This is a genomic window from Cupriavidus numazuensis, from assembly GCF_905397435.1.
GTDB lineage: Bacteria > Pseudomonadota > Gammaproteobacteria > Burkholderiales > Burkholderiaceae > Cupriavidus > Cupriavidus numazuensis.
Genome location: NZ_CAJPVI010000033.1, coordinates 54,883 through 67,611, shown reverse-complemented (window position 1 = coordinate 67,611; position 12,729 = coordinate 54,883). Strand labels below are relative to the sequence as shown.

At 58.8% G+C, this 12,729-nt stretch carries 12 protein-coding genes; 3 read left to right on the top strand and 9 right to left on the bottom strand.

What is annotated here, in order from left to right; all coding sequences use genetic code 11:
• Positions 1-344 precede the first annotated feature (344 nt).
• The 7 genes from KHO41_RS24460 to KHO41_RS24430 all read right to left on the bottom strand — a co-directional run bounded on the left by KHO41_RS24460 (position 345) and on the right by KHO41_RS24430 (position 7,122).
• Entirely contained in the window at positions 345-692 is a 348-nt protein-coding gene (locus tag KHO41_RS24460; RefSeq protein ID WP_211955837.1) for a HepT-like ribonuclease domain-containing protein, read from the bottom strand.
• On the bottom strand, positions 689-979 hold the full coding sequence (locus KHO41_RS24455; RefSeq protein ID WP_211955836.1) for a nucleotidyltransferase family protein: 291 nt from the start codon (positions 977-979) through the stop codon (positions 689-691). The genes KHO41_RS24460 and KHO41_RS24455 overlap by 4 nt, the downstream gene beginning before the upstream one ends.
• Before the next feature lie 24 nt (positions 980-1,003).
• On the bottom strand, positions 1,004-1,429 hold the full coding sequence (locus KHO41_RS24450) for a DUF6088 family protein (protein WP_211955835.1): 426 nt from the start codon (positions 1,427-1,429) through the stop codon (positions 1,004-1,006).
• Positions 1,430-2,819: 1,390 nt separating this feature from the next.
• Entirely contained in the window at positions 2,820-4,007 is a 1,188-nt protein-coding gene (locus KHO41_RS24445; RefSeq protein ID WP_211955834.1) for a hypothetical protein, read from the bottom strand.
• A 239-nt stretch (positions 4,008-4,246) separates the two neighbouring features.
• On the bottom strand, positions 4,247-5,293 hold the full coding sequence (locus KHO41_RS24440) for a ParB/RepB/Spo0J family partition protein (RefSeq protein ID WP_244874008.1): 1,047 nt from the start codon (positions 5,291-5,293) through the stop codon (positions 4,247-4,249).
• A complete protein-coding gene (locus tag KHO41_RS24435; protein ID WP_211955833.1) occupies positions 5,290-6,501 on the bottom strand; it encodes a ParA family protein in 1,212 nt (403 codons plus the stop codon). The genes KHO41_RS24440 and KHO41_RS24435 overlap by 4 nt, the downstream gene beginning before the upstream one ends.
• A gap of 456 nt (positions 6,502-6,957) precedes the next feature.
• Entirely contained in the window at positions 6,958-7,122 is a 165-nt protein-coding gene (locus KHO41_RS24430) for a hypothetical protein (protein ID WP_211955832.1), read from the bottom strand.
• A 685-nt stretch (positions 7,123-7,807) separates the two neighbouring features.
• On the opposite strand from KHO41_RS24430, the gene KHO41_RS24425 reads away from it, so the two are divergent.
• Positions 7,808-8,308 (top strand): hypothetical protein, encoded by a 501-nt coding sequence (locus KHO41_RS24425; RefSeq protein ID WP_211955831.1) that lies wholly within the window; start codon positions 7,808-7,810, stop codon positions 8,306-8,308.
• A gap of 676 nt (positions 8,309-8,984) precedes the next feature.
• Here KHO41_RS24425 and KHO41_RS24420 read toward each other — a convergent pair.
• Both KHO41_RS24420 and KHO41_RS24415 read right to left on the bottom strand, forming a co-directional pair.
• Positions 8,985-9,974, bottom strand: a complete 990-nt coding sequence (locus KHO41_RS24420) for an IS630 family transposase (RefSeq protein ID WP_376989743.1) — start codon at positions 9,972-9,974, stop codon at positions 8,985-8,987.
• 503 nt (positions 9,975-10,477) lie between these two features.
• Complete coding sequence (locus KHO41_RS24415; RefSeq protein WP_211955830.1) at positions 10,478-10,906, bottom strand: hypothetical protein; 429 nt, start codon at positions 10,904-10,906, stop codon at positions 10,478-10,480.
• 453 nt (positions 10,907-11,359) lie between these two features.
• Here KHO41_RS24415 and KHO41_RS24410 point away from each other — a divergent pair, with 453 nt between their 5' ends.
• Positions 11,360-11,752, top strand: a complete 393-nt coding sequence (locus KHO41_RS24410; RefSeq protein WP_211955829.1) for a SpoIIAA family protein — start codon at positions 11,360-11,362, stop codon at positions 11,750-11,752.
• 473 nt (positions 11,753-12,225) lie between these two features.
• A complete protein-coding gene (locus KHO41_RS24405; protein ID WP_211955828.1) occupies positions 12,226-12,699 on the top strand; it encodes a carboxypeptidase regulatory-like domain-containing protein in 474 nt (157 codons plus the stop codon).
• Positions 12,700-12,729: the final 30 nt, after the last annotated feature.

Sequence of the window (12,729 nt, the reverse complement as noted above, 5' to 3'; positions counted from 1 at the left end):
CAAGGCGGGATCTCCCCAGGGAAGAACGCGATCCTTCCCCGCACAACCGCCGCATTTACGCCGCCTGACCCTTGACCACGAGAGCTTTGCAGTCACATGCCTGCTCGCCCTGGCCGGCTTCGCCTCAGATGCGGTTCGTGTCCCTCGGCTCGCGGTTTCGCTCCACGCTTCCTCCCCACGTTCGGTCACCCTCACGCAGTTGCGCTTTGCTTCGTTCGCTGTGGTCAACTCACGGGAGGACTTTCACCTCCAAGATCGCGCCCATGCTGGGCGCACATGCAAAAAGGCTGCCGGAAGGCAGCCTTTTTCGAGGGGAGCGCGGGTGTCAGACTAAAACTTTGCGATCAGTGCCTCAGGCCGGCGATGCGCCGGCGAAGGTCGGGCAGATCACGCCGAATCATGTTCCATACGATCTCGAAGTCGACCTTGTCATAGCCGTGCGAGACACGATTGCGCATCGTGTATATGACCAGCCAAGGGATTTCGTAGTGCCGCGCAGCGAATTCAGGATCCCCTTTGAGGACGTTGTTAGATGCCTCCCCGATGATCTCGATATTCCGGATCACGGCATCTTGAACCAGTTCGTTGTTCAAGAATACCGCCAGGTCCATGTCTTCGGTATATCGCTCTATACGTTCGATGGCCTTCAGAATGTGTCCGAGGTAGTCTCGGACACGCAGGGCTTTGTTCATACCGGCACGGCTTCCATAAGTACACGGCTGCGAAACGCATCCGGTAATGCGCGGGGTGTCAGCACGTCGACGGACACGCCAAGCAGGCGCTGTAGCTCCACCTGTATCGCAGCCACGTCCATTAGCGTTGTTTCTGCTGTCGTGTCGATGAGAATATCGAGGTCGCTGTCGTCAGTGTCCAGACCGCGGAGGACGGAGCCAAACACACGGGCGTTGCAGGCTCGGTGGGACTCAACCACATGTCTGATCGCGGCGCGATTAGATGCGAGGGCTTCAGAGGGTTTCATGTCATCGTCCTGCGTGTAGCAGTATCAGTTACACCGCTTTGGTAACGTGTAATTATTCTCATATTCGATGGTTTTATTTCCGAACCCGAGGCGGCGCGAAATACGTCGATTGCCTGTATTAACGATAGTGTCGGCTGGGATCTGAGTTGTTCTTCCTGCGTTGTATTCCGCGGTCAGGCGGCTCGGATAGACTTTGACGCCCATCTTCACTAAAGCTTTAGGAACCAAAACGGCCATAGACTCCGCTGGGGTTGGCTTTCCGCTGAGAACGCTGGGCTTGGCCTTGGCGTATACGCCGACTCCGAGCTTCACCATTGCGCCCTCCTTGACCAGGACGTTCAGGACTCGGCCCACCTGCGCAGGGCTGCCAAGATCAGCAAACTCCGATCGCAAAAAGACTTTGGACCGACGCTTGCGGAGCGCACTCTTCACTTTCTCTCGCACAGTCATGAGAGACTCCTTGTGTGTTGCGGCACAGATAGCTAACCGATTGATTTAATTGATAAAAACACATCAAGGGACGCTCATTTCGCAGTATAGCACGCGAGACGATGGCAATCCTGCGTCGAGGTAGCATACAAGCGCGTAGCGCTAAACGTGGACCGTCGAAATCGTCAAGAACGCAGTGATAACCATTTCGAGTGGTTCATCGTTTGTAACTCCGTGTGTGACGGGTATGAAAAAGGCCCTGGGGTTAACCCTAGGGCCTAAGTGTAGAGCGACTTGTCTCAGTGCTCGCGGTGGTGCTCTTGCACCTTTGGCTACGGCGTCTACATTGCAAACGCTACTAGAGCAGATGGTCTCGGCCTTGGACGGATCGTGCGAATTTCCAACGCAATAGGAAGCGACAAAATCGGCCGAGGTGCCACTCTTCTAAGCTTCTACGCCGCAGGCATACGCGTCTTTGTATTCAGGAGTGTTGCGAAAGTTCGATTGACCAGCCGCGTGCGAGACAGAAACTGCCGTCATGGCGAGAAAAATAATTGGTGCGAGAGCTGCTTTCCTCATTGCTGTGCCTTTTTCTTAGATTGGAACGAAATGAGTCTGTCGCGAGACAGGCTTGTCACGCATTACCTTCGGATACGCTTACCCGTCGACTGTATCGGCGAGAGCCAAGGAAACTGTAGCTCCGCTTGGACCCTCGACGTTCGACGGATGTTACTGACCCTTGCTTTATAAGAGGGGCGTTATAGGAGGGTCTGGTATTGCGCGAGGATTTGGCCGGTTTCTACACTGACTTTGAGATCGATTTGTGTGCGCCAACTCGACCATGATGCACCACCGAGTTGACTGAACGAGAGGTCCGCCACAACGCGACCCCCTGGTGTATTGTTGGGCTGCGGGCCCGGGGTCGAGGGAGTCTGAACGGACTCGATCATCGTCGGTTCTCTCCGCGAAGGAATGGGCGTGGGTGGTGAACTGTGCCAGGCGTTCGCGGGCAGCCGGGACTTGGACGCGAGGACGCACGTGATCGACCATCGCCAGAAGCAGCGTGAACGACCCGGTCTGGAGAGTTGTGGGGAAGTTATCAAGAGGAAGCCGGGGAAGTGCGGTAGACCGTGCTTTGGACAAGGTCCTTGCCGCCGCCACTGGACGACGTTGCCCCCCGCCGGACGACGGGTGGCTTGTGCTTCAGCGATGAGGTCTAGCGTTGTTTGAAGCCCGTACTGCTCATCAGACCCGGGGCCCGAGTCGTCAGGTCATCCATCGAACGATAGTCGCTATGCAGGGTGCGATCGAATTGCAATCGGACGGTGTCGAGGACACTGTCGCGATCGTCAGCCATGGTGTCGCCTCCGATCGGTGCTGGGTCGGTTCATTTCTAATTCGAGTGTGAGTGTCACGCGCCTCGGCGGAAGAGTTCGCGGAGCATTGTCAGGTGCGTTGCGGCCTGCTTGGTGAGCACGCGAGCCTGAGGGGTCGGCGAGCTTACAGGAACCTCTCGATGGCTGCGAGGGGTAGGTAGGGATGGTTTTACCTCCGTTTCGGTAACCGGGACGATCTGACCTGCTTGCAATGCCCGCACAAAGCCCGTTGCCCAATCCCCAGCCGCTTGTCGCGCAGCGCTCTCCTGGGCGTGGTGGACCGTCAGTGTTTGGCCGCCCTCCGCTATGGCGTACTGGGTCTCACCCAAGGCGTCTACGAACCGCTGACCATCCAGGCCACGCACGATTCCGACCGCGCTAGCGCGTTCCTCCGCGGCGGCCTGCGCAGCCTGTTGCTCGACCAGCCGTGCTCGCAGCTGGTGGCTGAAATCGGTCGTGCTGCCCAGCAGCGCCCGCAGGTAGTTGATCGGATGAGCGGCCTTGCGCAGGGATGTCCAGCAGACCTCCACGACGTCCGACAGGCGCTGGTTGCGTTCCCGTGCTTCTCGCATCAAACGGAAAATCAGAAAATCTCCAAAGCCAAGCGTACGCAGGCGCTGGAGATCGGCGGGGAGTTGGTTGGGTTGTTTGGCAGCAGAGAACCCGCCCGGTTGTCTCTTTTGAAAAACAGAAGGGGATAGATCCTTAGTATTAGCACCGTCTGCCACGGTGGCAGTCGGTTGGGTCAAAGGCTGGGCTTGGGCTTGGGCCGTCTCCTTTGCCGAGTCCTCCACCAGCCCCAACAACACCGCTGCACGCTCGGTGAGATGCAGATAGGCACGGCCAAAGAGACCGTGGTCGACGTAACGACGCTGCGGACGTCGGTCGATCAACCCAGCGGTCTCCAGATCGGTCAGGCTGCGATAGAACGTACGCTCGGACTGCATTGCCCGTTCTGAGAGCAGGGTACGGCGCGCAAAGATCTCTGCGTAGGGACGCTTGGCATCCACCGTACGGGCGAGGGCGGCCAGCACGGCGCGCGCACGAGTGGGAAGGCCGTCGACGCGCGAGGCACGATGCACGGCGCGGAGGATGATCCAGGGCAGGTTGGTGTTGTCCGATGAGAGCGGGGGAGTGCTCGTCGGATCGGAGAAAGTAGCAGTCGAGACGGCGTCGAGGCGAATGCCGGCCTCGCCAGCAACTGAGTGTTGCGCGATAGACATGATCAAGCTTTCCATTTTCAAAAATGGACTCGAACGCTTGACTGTCTTTTCCGTTCCGCTACACTCCGAGTTGCCTACTCGTTCCGGTTCCAGCCGGGAGTGTGACGGGCGAGGTTCCAGCCAAGCCCTGTTTATTCAAAAGCCTTCGGTTCCAGCCGAAGGCTTTTGTCTTTGTAGGGTGTCGTTACATCATCTCGGCTCTCCGAGTCTCGAATCGGGACACATTTAAAATCAAGCACTTAGTGATCGGCGTTTTGAGTACTGTCCTGCGCCATCTTCTCCAGGTGCATGCGAATGGCCTCTTGGGCCGCGCTGGCTTGCTCTTCGGTCCTGAACTCGATGCGCATCACGTTCTTCACGCGACGTACATCGCACCAGGTGCTCTTGCCCGCCCTGACCTTGAACGCCTCAGGCTTTGCCGCAGCTTTCTTAGGCGCTTCCACTGCGCGAGCATGCTTCAGCGCCTGGGACTGATCCAGCCTCTTCTCGGCTAACAACTTGACCGCTTCGACGACTCGTGCGGTCTTGCCGGTCTCAGCAAGCTTCGCCAGTTCCGCCACCGTATCGCTACCGATGATCGACTTATCCGCCTCGATCATGGCTAGCGCTTCGGCCGGCAGCCGGTCGAACGCATAGAGCTTGCTGACCTGCTGCTTGGAGAGGCCGCTTCGCTCCGCGACTTCCGTTTGGGTGAACTCCGGATGACCGGCGTGGAAGCGCTTGATCCCGACGTACTTTTCAAAATCCGTCAGGTCGGACTGCATCAGGTTGGCAAAGAAGGCGCCATCCGTGGCTTCTGTCTCTGACTCGACCGCGGCCACCAAACACTTGATCGTGGGCCGACCCAACTCGATATGAATGTCCCAGCGGTGGTGGCCAGACCAGATATCCCATTCACCGTCAGGACGGGGCAGCACGACGACAGGGTTCACCATCGGGTTGTGTCGCAGGTTCTCCCGGAGTTCTGCGTACTTATCAGGCGGCATGTACCGCCGACGCCCGGGGACCTCGTGGAGCTTGCCCGTAGGGAGCTCAATCGCAGTACCCCCAGCGCCGCCAGCCTCTAGGCTTTGGATCCGGGCAAGCGCACCTTGAAGCTTGGTTTCCGCTTCGACGCGCAGGTTCTCGGCTTCCAAGATCCTGTTCTGTGCGTCCAGCACGCGGCCAGGGGAGGTTCGCCTTTCTTCGGGAGCAGAAGCGGTCGGAGGCGGATTGCTAGCGACTGCTGCAGCATCGTTCTCCGGCACGGTCATTTTTTCAAATAGCCGATTTTTGAACCTGCTCATTGTGCGGACCCCCGTTTCCAAGCGCGTTCGAGATGCGTGTTGACGAACTCGGCCAGCTGATCCAGCGGCTCACGAATACGTGCGTACGTCGTGCTGTTCCAGTCCGCTTTTGTCGTGTCGTAGACGGTGCAGAGCCCGGCCGCCACGGTGGCCTGAACGGAAGACTCCGGAATGACGAAGGGGAGCAGTCGCTCCCCGTAGGCGTCGGTGAGCCATTCCCGGACTTTCCGGGATAGATCCGTGTTCCGTGCTTTCGTGAGCAGGATGTTGACGAAGTCGTACTGCTTCGATTCTTCGAACCCGGGCACCCCCGAAAGCGTCTCCGCAGCCAGATCCCAGAACTGGGTCGAGCTGGCGAAATCCAGACCTTCCGGAGGGCAGGGCATCAGGATCGCGTCGGCGGACACCAGCGCGTTCAGCGTGATGTAGCTCAACGATGGCGGGGTGTCGATGATGACCACATCGTAGTTCGCCGTGACCGGCTCGAGACCGGCGCGCAGAATGTCCCACCACTTGAAATGAACGCGCTTCTCCAGGTTCTCGGCGATCTGTTTGGGGATCTCGAATTCCGCATCGAACAGCATGGTCGACGCCGGAACCAGATCCAGATTCTGCCAATACGTCTCCTTGATGGCGTAATCCAGCGTGGCGAAGTCGCGGTAGATCAGCGGGAGGATGGTGTGCTGCTCTTCGATCTCAGCATCGGGCGCGTACCCGCAGAGCTGCGTGGCGGAGCCTTGCGGGTCACAGTCAATCACCAGCACGCGACGGCCGATCAGCGAAAGCGCCTGCCCCAGCGCCACGGCGGTCGATGTCTTGGCGACGCCGCCCTTGAAATTTGCCACGGCAATGATGCGGCCCCTAACCTGTTCTGGACGGGTGGGGCGCTTGGAAGTGGCGCGAACCCAAGCGATGGCGTCCGCCAAGGAGTATTCCTTGGCGCGCTTGTTTTCTTGCTGCTGGCCAGCCGGGAGTTCACCCTTCCTGGTCAGGTATTTGAACTGGTCCCGTGATAGGTTGCATAGTGAGATAATGTCGTTCGACGTGAACGTCGGTGCTTTCTTCCGCGGGTAGGGCTCCAGCATCAGCTCGCGCTTTTGGCTGAAAGCGCGCTGGGCGCGGTTCTTGATCGCCAGGAGATCGGCGATCGATGTCGGAGTGTCGCCGCTCGCGAGCGATTTCGAAATGAGGACGTCGCTTTCGGACATTGATTTCCCCTGGTTGTTGGGTCATCACCCACAATTGAGATGAAGACATCAAAAGCACGGGTGATGTGCTTCGGACGGAGCATATTCGTTAACGGCGTATACTTCAAGTAAACTCTTAAGAGTGAGAGGCAGCGTTGCGCACACGCTGAAAGGCATCGAGCGCCTCTTCTGCACTCAAATGGGGTGTCGGTGAATCGCGGTGCTACGCCGTCGCCTAAATTTCGGCGGGGCGCGCGCGTGAGATGGGGACGTAAACCGGGGGGCGCTGGCCCTGAGTTAGGGGTGTCTGGCGAGTCGGCGCCCGTGTGGGAGAGTTCAGTTCGCTCCCGCTGTCGTCTCGGATACGGCAGACTTGATCGCCGCACTCTTTGTCTCACACTCCTCGGTCAGTCTTCCGTAGAGGGGGATCAGAGTCCATCTCCCTCACGCCGCAGAGGAAGGCGAGTTGATGGGTGATCAGCCGCACAGCAGCGTCTTTTCTGGCTTGGACGTTTTCGGCTGGCAGGCATTGATGGCTCGCACCAAAGCCCGAGCTACGCCGCTTGGGTTGCTGGCCCCTGCCTGAATAAACAGGGCATCTTCGAATCGGTTCCGAGCTACCTGGTCAATCTCCGTGGTCATGGTCCGCGCTCCTGGGTGAGGGTGGTCGAGATGCGAGACCACGCGTACGGGGGCCCATACCCTCTAAGTCCCAAATAAAAATGCCCTGTGCGGGGCGGTTATCGGACTCGTCCGACGAGCAAGCACTGTTCGGTCCCATACACGCGTACGGACACGCAGCTGTAAGTGCTTGAGAAGTAACGATTTCTGCCGGAGCTGAATCTGATCAGGTCGAAAATCCAGGGGCAAGATCAATGTAAATTATTTTTTTTATGAATTTGCATAACCCTGGCGCGTGGTTGGCTAGCAGTCAGTCTGCTAGCCCACTGCGAAATCAGTTCCACACTTGAGCGCAGAAACTGGAAGATCAGTGGGGAGAACAATATGCGCCGACTGATCTTGATGGTCTCCCTCCTTGTCGCGGGGTGTACGACGACCTGGTATAAAGAAGGCGCAACGCAGAACGAGTTCGAGCACGACAAAGCGCAATGCACCGCGGACGCCTACCGCCAGTTCCCCGTCTCGAATGTCAGCACGCCCATCGGACAGGCGATCACCACGCCCATGTTGACGACCTGTCAGAGCATCAATTCTGGAAGCTACGGGACGACCAATTGCACGACGACCGGCGGGTATGTCCAACCACCCCCAAACCGTGACTTACGACGCAAACACTGGGGCAAGGGGCTCCGCGTTCAAGGCTTGCATGTACGCGCTGGGCTATTCCACGGAAGCTCCGCGTTCGACGACCACGACCGCTGCGGCCAGCAGCACCCTCTCACCGGCTTATGAACGCCCGGCCCTGAAGACAAACACCGCGACGGTCGAGACGCCGACAATCACTGAGCTCCAGGTAACCGGTGTCTGCGAGAAGCTGGTCGTAAGCGGCCGGGACCTGACCCTGCGGGGTGCGAATTTGCGCCGCACGGTATATCCAAACGGCTGGAATGCAATGCGCGTAGAGATCGGTGGTGGCCAGACCCTATTGTTTTCCACCCGACCTGAGGTTGTCGTTTCCCCGGAACTCTCAAGCTTCAATGTGGAGACGTTCGGGCTTGACGCGGGTAGAGGAGAGGGTGTCAGTTTTCTGGAGGCCAGCGGGCAGTGCCAAATACGCCAAAGTAAGGTCGGCAAGAAACTGACGTGCGAGATGCAGACGGCAAAGGACGGACGGAAGGCTGGGCTGTCGTTCCGATTCAGTCCCTGACCTGTGGCCGGCATAAGGGTCGGCCACACGGCCGACACAGAGGGGAGGCTGCCTAAACGCCTTGCCGATGTCTGAGTAAATCTACTCTTTTGGATAAGTAGGGACTCAGACAAAATTCGCTCCGTGTTCAAGACCGGCCGGGTAGACGGGCAACCAAGCCTGCGCAGTGATGAGATGGTCGGAACTGAATGAAGTTGCGAAGTCAGGGTCGCAGCGTACGGGCTTCCCGTAGAGGGAAAGGGCATTGCGGTGATGCGGGGTGCATGCGCGATGCTTAGTATCTAGTCCGTTGTGGAAAGGGGGTCCGCCGAGGCGGACGGACCCCCTTTTCGCCCCTCGACACCATCGTAGGGACAGGTCCGCTACTTCTGCCGGCCGGCGTTCTTACCTTGCTCTATCCGAAGTTTCCCGTACACCACCAATGATTGGATGAACAACGGCTGTGTAGGCGACTTGTCGCACTCTCTGTCGAGAAGCGTCTCGATAACGCTGCCTGCCGGTAAGCTGACGACCTGATCCGCCTTCTTCCCAACATTCATGCCGGAGAGGAAGCCTTGGACCCAGAGGACTGCCGACAACACGTAAAGCCTGTCCTACTCCCTTCGCGCCTTGATCCAATCTCCGCAAGAACTATCTTGCGAGCCGAGGCCACCCATTTTTAGCGAAAAACCTTGACTCAATTCTCATCATAGAAGTGTAGTGTTCCATTCTGTTTGGAACTTAAGCGGCGGTTGGCGCGAATGACCTTCTGTAGGATGTCGCGAGCGCTCTTGGTCCAGATGAACGGCTTGGGGGTGGTGCTGTGGTGAGCGATGTATTCGTTGATCGCGTCGACCAGTTCCGGCACGCTGGTGAATACGCCGCGGCGAAGTCGCTCGGTTGTGATGTCGCGAAAGAATCGCTCGATCATGTTCAGCCAAGATGCCGAGGTAGGCGTGAAGTGCATGTTGAAGCGCGGATGTTTGGCCAACCAATCCTGCACCGCAGGATGCTTGTGCGTCGCGTAGTTGTCGGCGATCAGATGCAGCGTCTTGTCCTTGGGCGTTTCGCGGTCGATCTTGCGCAGGAACTTCAGCCACTCGCTATGGCGGTGGCGCTGCTGGCACTGGGCAATGACCTGGCCATCGAGCACGTTGAGCGCGGCAAATAGCGTGGTCGTGCCATTGCGGTTGTAGTCGTGCGTCATGGTGGCCGCGCATCCTTTCTTCAGCGGCAGCCCGGGCTGTGTGCGATCCAGCGCCTGCACCTGGCTCGTCTCATCACAGCACAGCACCAGCGCGTGCTCGGGCGGTGACATGTACAGGCCAACGATATCTTCAAGCTTCTCGACAAACTTCGGATCGCGCGACACCTTGAAGCCGCGCACGATGTGCGGCTTCAATCCATGGGCGTGCCAACGGCGCATGACGTGCTGGCGCTCACGCTCAACTCGGCGGCCATCTTGCGCGTGCTCCAGCGTGGCCGCCAGGGGCTTGCTGTGAGGGGGCAGCTCCACCAGCCGCGCCGTATCTACCTTCAGTGGCGGCGCACCGTGCGGCAAGTCGCGTTCGATCCCGGCCAGCCCCGATTGCACATACCGCTCACGCCAACGCGAGACCTGCACGCGTCCGATTCTCAACTGCTCGGCGATGTCCTTGTTCTGCATGCCGTTGGCGGCCAGCAGCACAATGCGCGCGCTGCGCCAGCCTCACGCTCGTGAGCTTCGACTGAACCAGCCGCGTCAACTTGGTTCGCTCCTCGTCGCTCAACATGATCTCGGGGGCAACTCGCACTCGCTCTCTCCACGCTGTGTCGCAGTAGAACAATAATCTCACCTAAGTGCCACCATGAACAGAACGCTACACTAGCGACCGGCGGCGGCTTCGGGCGGCGGCTATTGTCACGCGGCAGACCCATGGTCAGGCCAGGTCAGGCCCACAACCTCGACTTGCTGCGCTGGAGCAAATTTGCGGCGCCCCGCTGCTCTGGCTGCCAACCATGGCCGACGTGATCGGGGTGATGATAAATTTTTCTGGGGCCTCGCCCTCATGGAAAATGTCCGCGCCGTGGATGCGGCGTCGCAAGCGGTGGCTCGTCCGGAGTCATATCAACTTTGCATCCAGAAAGGCCCCGAGCTTAACCGAAGGGATCCACATACGTCGGTCTTATCATCAGTGCAGGCTGATCATGTTACGCACGGAAATCATCGAGCAGCCATGCCACAGTCCAAGCAACTATCAGTCCAAGTGCACCGTCAAGCAGATGGCGCAGTGCGGCGATCCAGTCAAACCTCAGCTTTGTCGGCGGTGATGCGCCGAAGTAGCGTTTCAGGATCTCGGCCTGGTGCATGGTCTTTTCGTATTCGCCGACGTAGACCCACCTCGGCGTTCCGCGGCCAGCCTGCTTGGCGTCGCGCGACGTTGTGCTCCGCTTTTGCATATCCTGAGCAATGCCATGCCCGACTTCTCGTTCATAGAGTCGGACCTGCTCCGCATGTGTCAACTCACGATGGTCCCACAGCATGGAAATCAGGCCAAAAGCGAGAGCGCCGGTCATCCAGAGCAGGCCAAGTATTCTGCATATCTTTGCGGTGCAATGGAGCAAATCGTTCTTGTGCATGGACTCTAACGTATATCAAGGCTGTCACGATGGCCAGGTGCGAGCAAGTCGCGTCTGCCGCGTCGGTGGGCCGTCATAGTGCCAACGGCGCTGGCCCCGCGAGCGACATGGTAATCGTCGCACCACCGCGAGTGGCGGGTCGAGGTGCAATAAGCTCCGATGGCGCAGATCCGTAATGCCCCGTGGACCAGGCGGTTATCGTGCCGGCCGTTCGTTTTGGGGCGAGTTGGACTGGCCAGCAGGCTGCGTTGAACCCAGCATGTTATGACGTAAGCGCATGCCGTGAGAACGCCGAGATGATTACCGTGGCTAGTCAAGGCATTACCTTGAACTTGACGGAATGGCTATGTACGGTGGAGTCAGGAGGGACAGGGCGGAGCCGCACGCGACGGCACGAGATACGTGTGCGCCAGTTGCGGCAGTGTGACAGTTTGCGATTGGCTAGGAGTGGTCATGATTGAAATCCTGACGGGCTTTCCCGGCAATGTGGTCGCCGCCAGTGCGAGCGGCGAGGTATCGCGCGAGGACTATGAAGAGGTCCTGATTCCGGCGGTCGAGGCCGCCTTGGTCGGGCGGGAAAAAGTACGGGTATATTATGAACTTGGGCCAGGCTTCGTGAAGATGGCAGCGGGAGCGGCCTGGGATGACCTGAAGCTTGGCATCGGACACTACTTCCGGTGGGAAGCCATAGCGGTAGTAACGGATCACGACTGGATCCGCCACGCAGTGGACGTGTTTCGCTTCGTGGTCCCGGGCCAGATCCGGACTTTTCGGATGGAACAGGCGGGCGAGGCACGGACCTGGATCATGAGTGAGCTGCACAAGACCACGATTCGTTTGAGCTGAACCAGGACGGCTCACAACCGGCGGAACACGTCCCCGATAGCCGTGAATCGAAGGGCTTGTGTGCGCGCGATCGACGCAGAAGCTCGCAAGGTTGAGTTGCCGGGACGGATTCTGATACGAGGGAAGGTCCGCTTCAGATGCCGCAGGACTTCCCTGTCGTAGAGCGCGCCGTTCCTCTGGTACCGAGTATCGACGGAGCGTCGCGCCGCTGCCAAGCATCAACCGTGGGCGGGGAAAAGTTCACGGTTATGCACTGAGCGACCGGGTCACACTCCACGGCCAAAAAGTACCGCATCAATGCTCGAACTTGTGCCGTCAGTGTTCCCGCACCTGTTCCAAACATATCGCGCGAGTGCGCTTTGCGTCGCGAACAAGTCCTGTCTGACGGGGATCAAACTTTCATGGTGTGTATCCGGTGGACTGACCCAGAGGGACGTTCCCTTCGTCAGCCACGAAACCAGAAGACAGTCCCGATGATGAAGGAGCAAGTGATGAAGGACCACGCATTTGTTTTATTGGCCATCGGCGCTGCCATTGTGGCGGCGATGGCCGCATTCCTTTCTCCCGCACACGCGGTAGCAATACTTTCCGAGCACACCGCGCCAAGCGGGGTTCCCTACGTTGCGGGTGGCATCGGCAAGGGCCAGGTCGACGCCATGCGGAGCATGCAGGCGAACTACAACCTGCGCATGACATTTGCTCGCGCGCGGACTGGCGAATATCTTGCAGACATACGTGTTCGCGTCGAAGACCTGCACGGCAAGCGCGTAGTGGACGCGATGGTGCCCGGACCGTTGCTCTACGCGAGGCTTCCCGAGGGAACCTATCGCGTGTCGTCCACTTTCGGCACGCAGGAGCAGACACGCCAGGTGAAGATCGAGCGTGGTCATGCCCGTGAATTGGTGATCTACTTCTCGCCATCGCAGCAGACGGGGGCCGGCAGCTAAATATGCAAAGTTCCCGCTGGCCAAACCTGG

Bases quoted from the DNA above. Each gene is read 5' to 3' on its own strand.
- KHO41_RS24410 (WP_211955829.1), top strand. From the start codon at position 11,360: ATGATTGAAATCCTGACGGGCTTTCCCGGCAATGTGGTCGCCGCCAGT.
- KHO41_RS24450 (WP_211955835.1), bottom strand. From the start codon at position 1,429: ATGACTGTGCGAGAGAAAGTGAAGAGTGCGCTCCGCAAGCGTCGGTCC.
- KHO41_RS24460 (WP_211955837.1), bottom strand. From the start codon at position 692: ATGAACAAAGCCCTGCGTGTCCGAGACTACCTCGGACACATTCTGAAG.
- KHO41_RS24435 (WP_211955833.1), bottom strand. From the start codon at position 6,501: ATGTCCGAAAGCGACGTCCTCATTTCGAAATCGCTCGCGAGCGGCGAC.
- KHO41_RS24415 (WP_211955830.1), bottom strand. From the start codon at position 10,906: ATGCACAAGAACGATTTGCTCCATTGCACCGCAAAGATATGCAGAATA.
- KHO41_RS24430 (WP_211955832.1), bottom strand. From the start codon at position 7,122: ATGACCACGGAGATTGACCAGGTAGCTCGGAACCGATTCGAAGATGCC.
- KHO41_RS24425 (WP_211955831.1), top strand. From the start codon at position 7,808: ATGTACGCGCTGGGCTATTCCACGGAAGCTCCGCGTTCGACGACCACG.
- KHO41_RS24405 (WP_211955828.1), top strand. From the start codon at position 12,226: ATGATGAAGGAGCAAGTGATGAAGGACCACGCATTTGTTTTATTGGCC.
- KHO41_RS24445 (WP_211955834.1), bottom strand. From the start codon at position 4,007: ATGTCTATCGCGCAACACTCAGTTGCTGGCGAGGCCGGCATTCGCCTC.
- KHO41_RS24455 (WP_211955836.1), bottom strand. From the start codon at position 979: ATGAAACCCTCTGAAGCCCTCGCATCTAATCGCGCCGCGATCAGACAT.
- KHO41_RS24440 (WP_244874008.1), bottom strand. From the start codon at position 5,293: ATGAGCAGGTTCAAAAATCGGCTATTTGAAAAAATGACCGTGCCGGAG.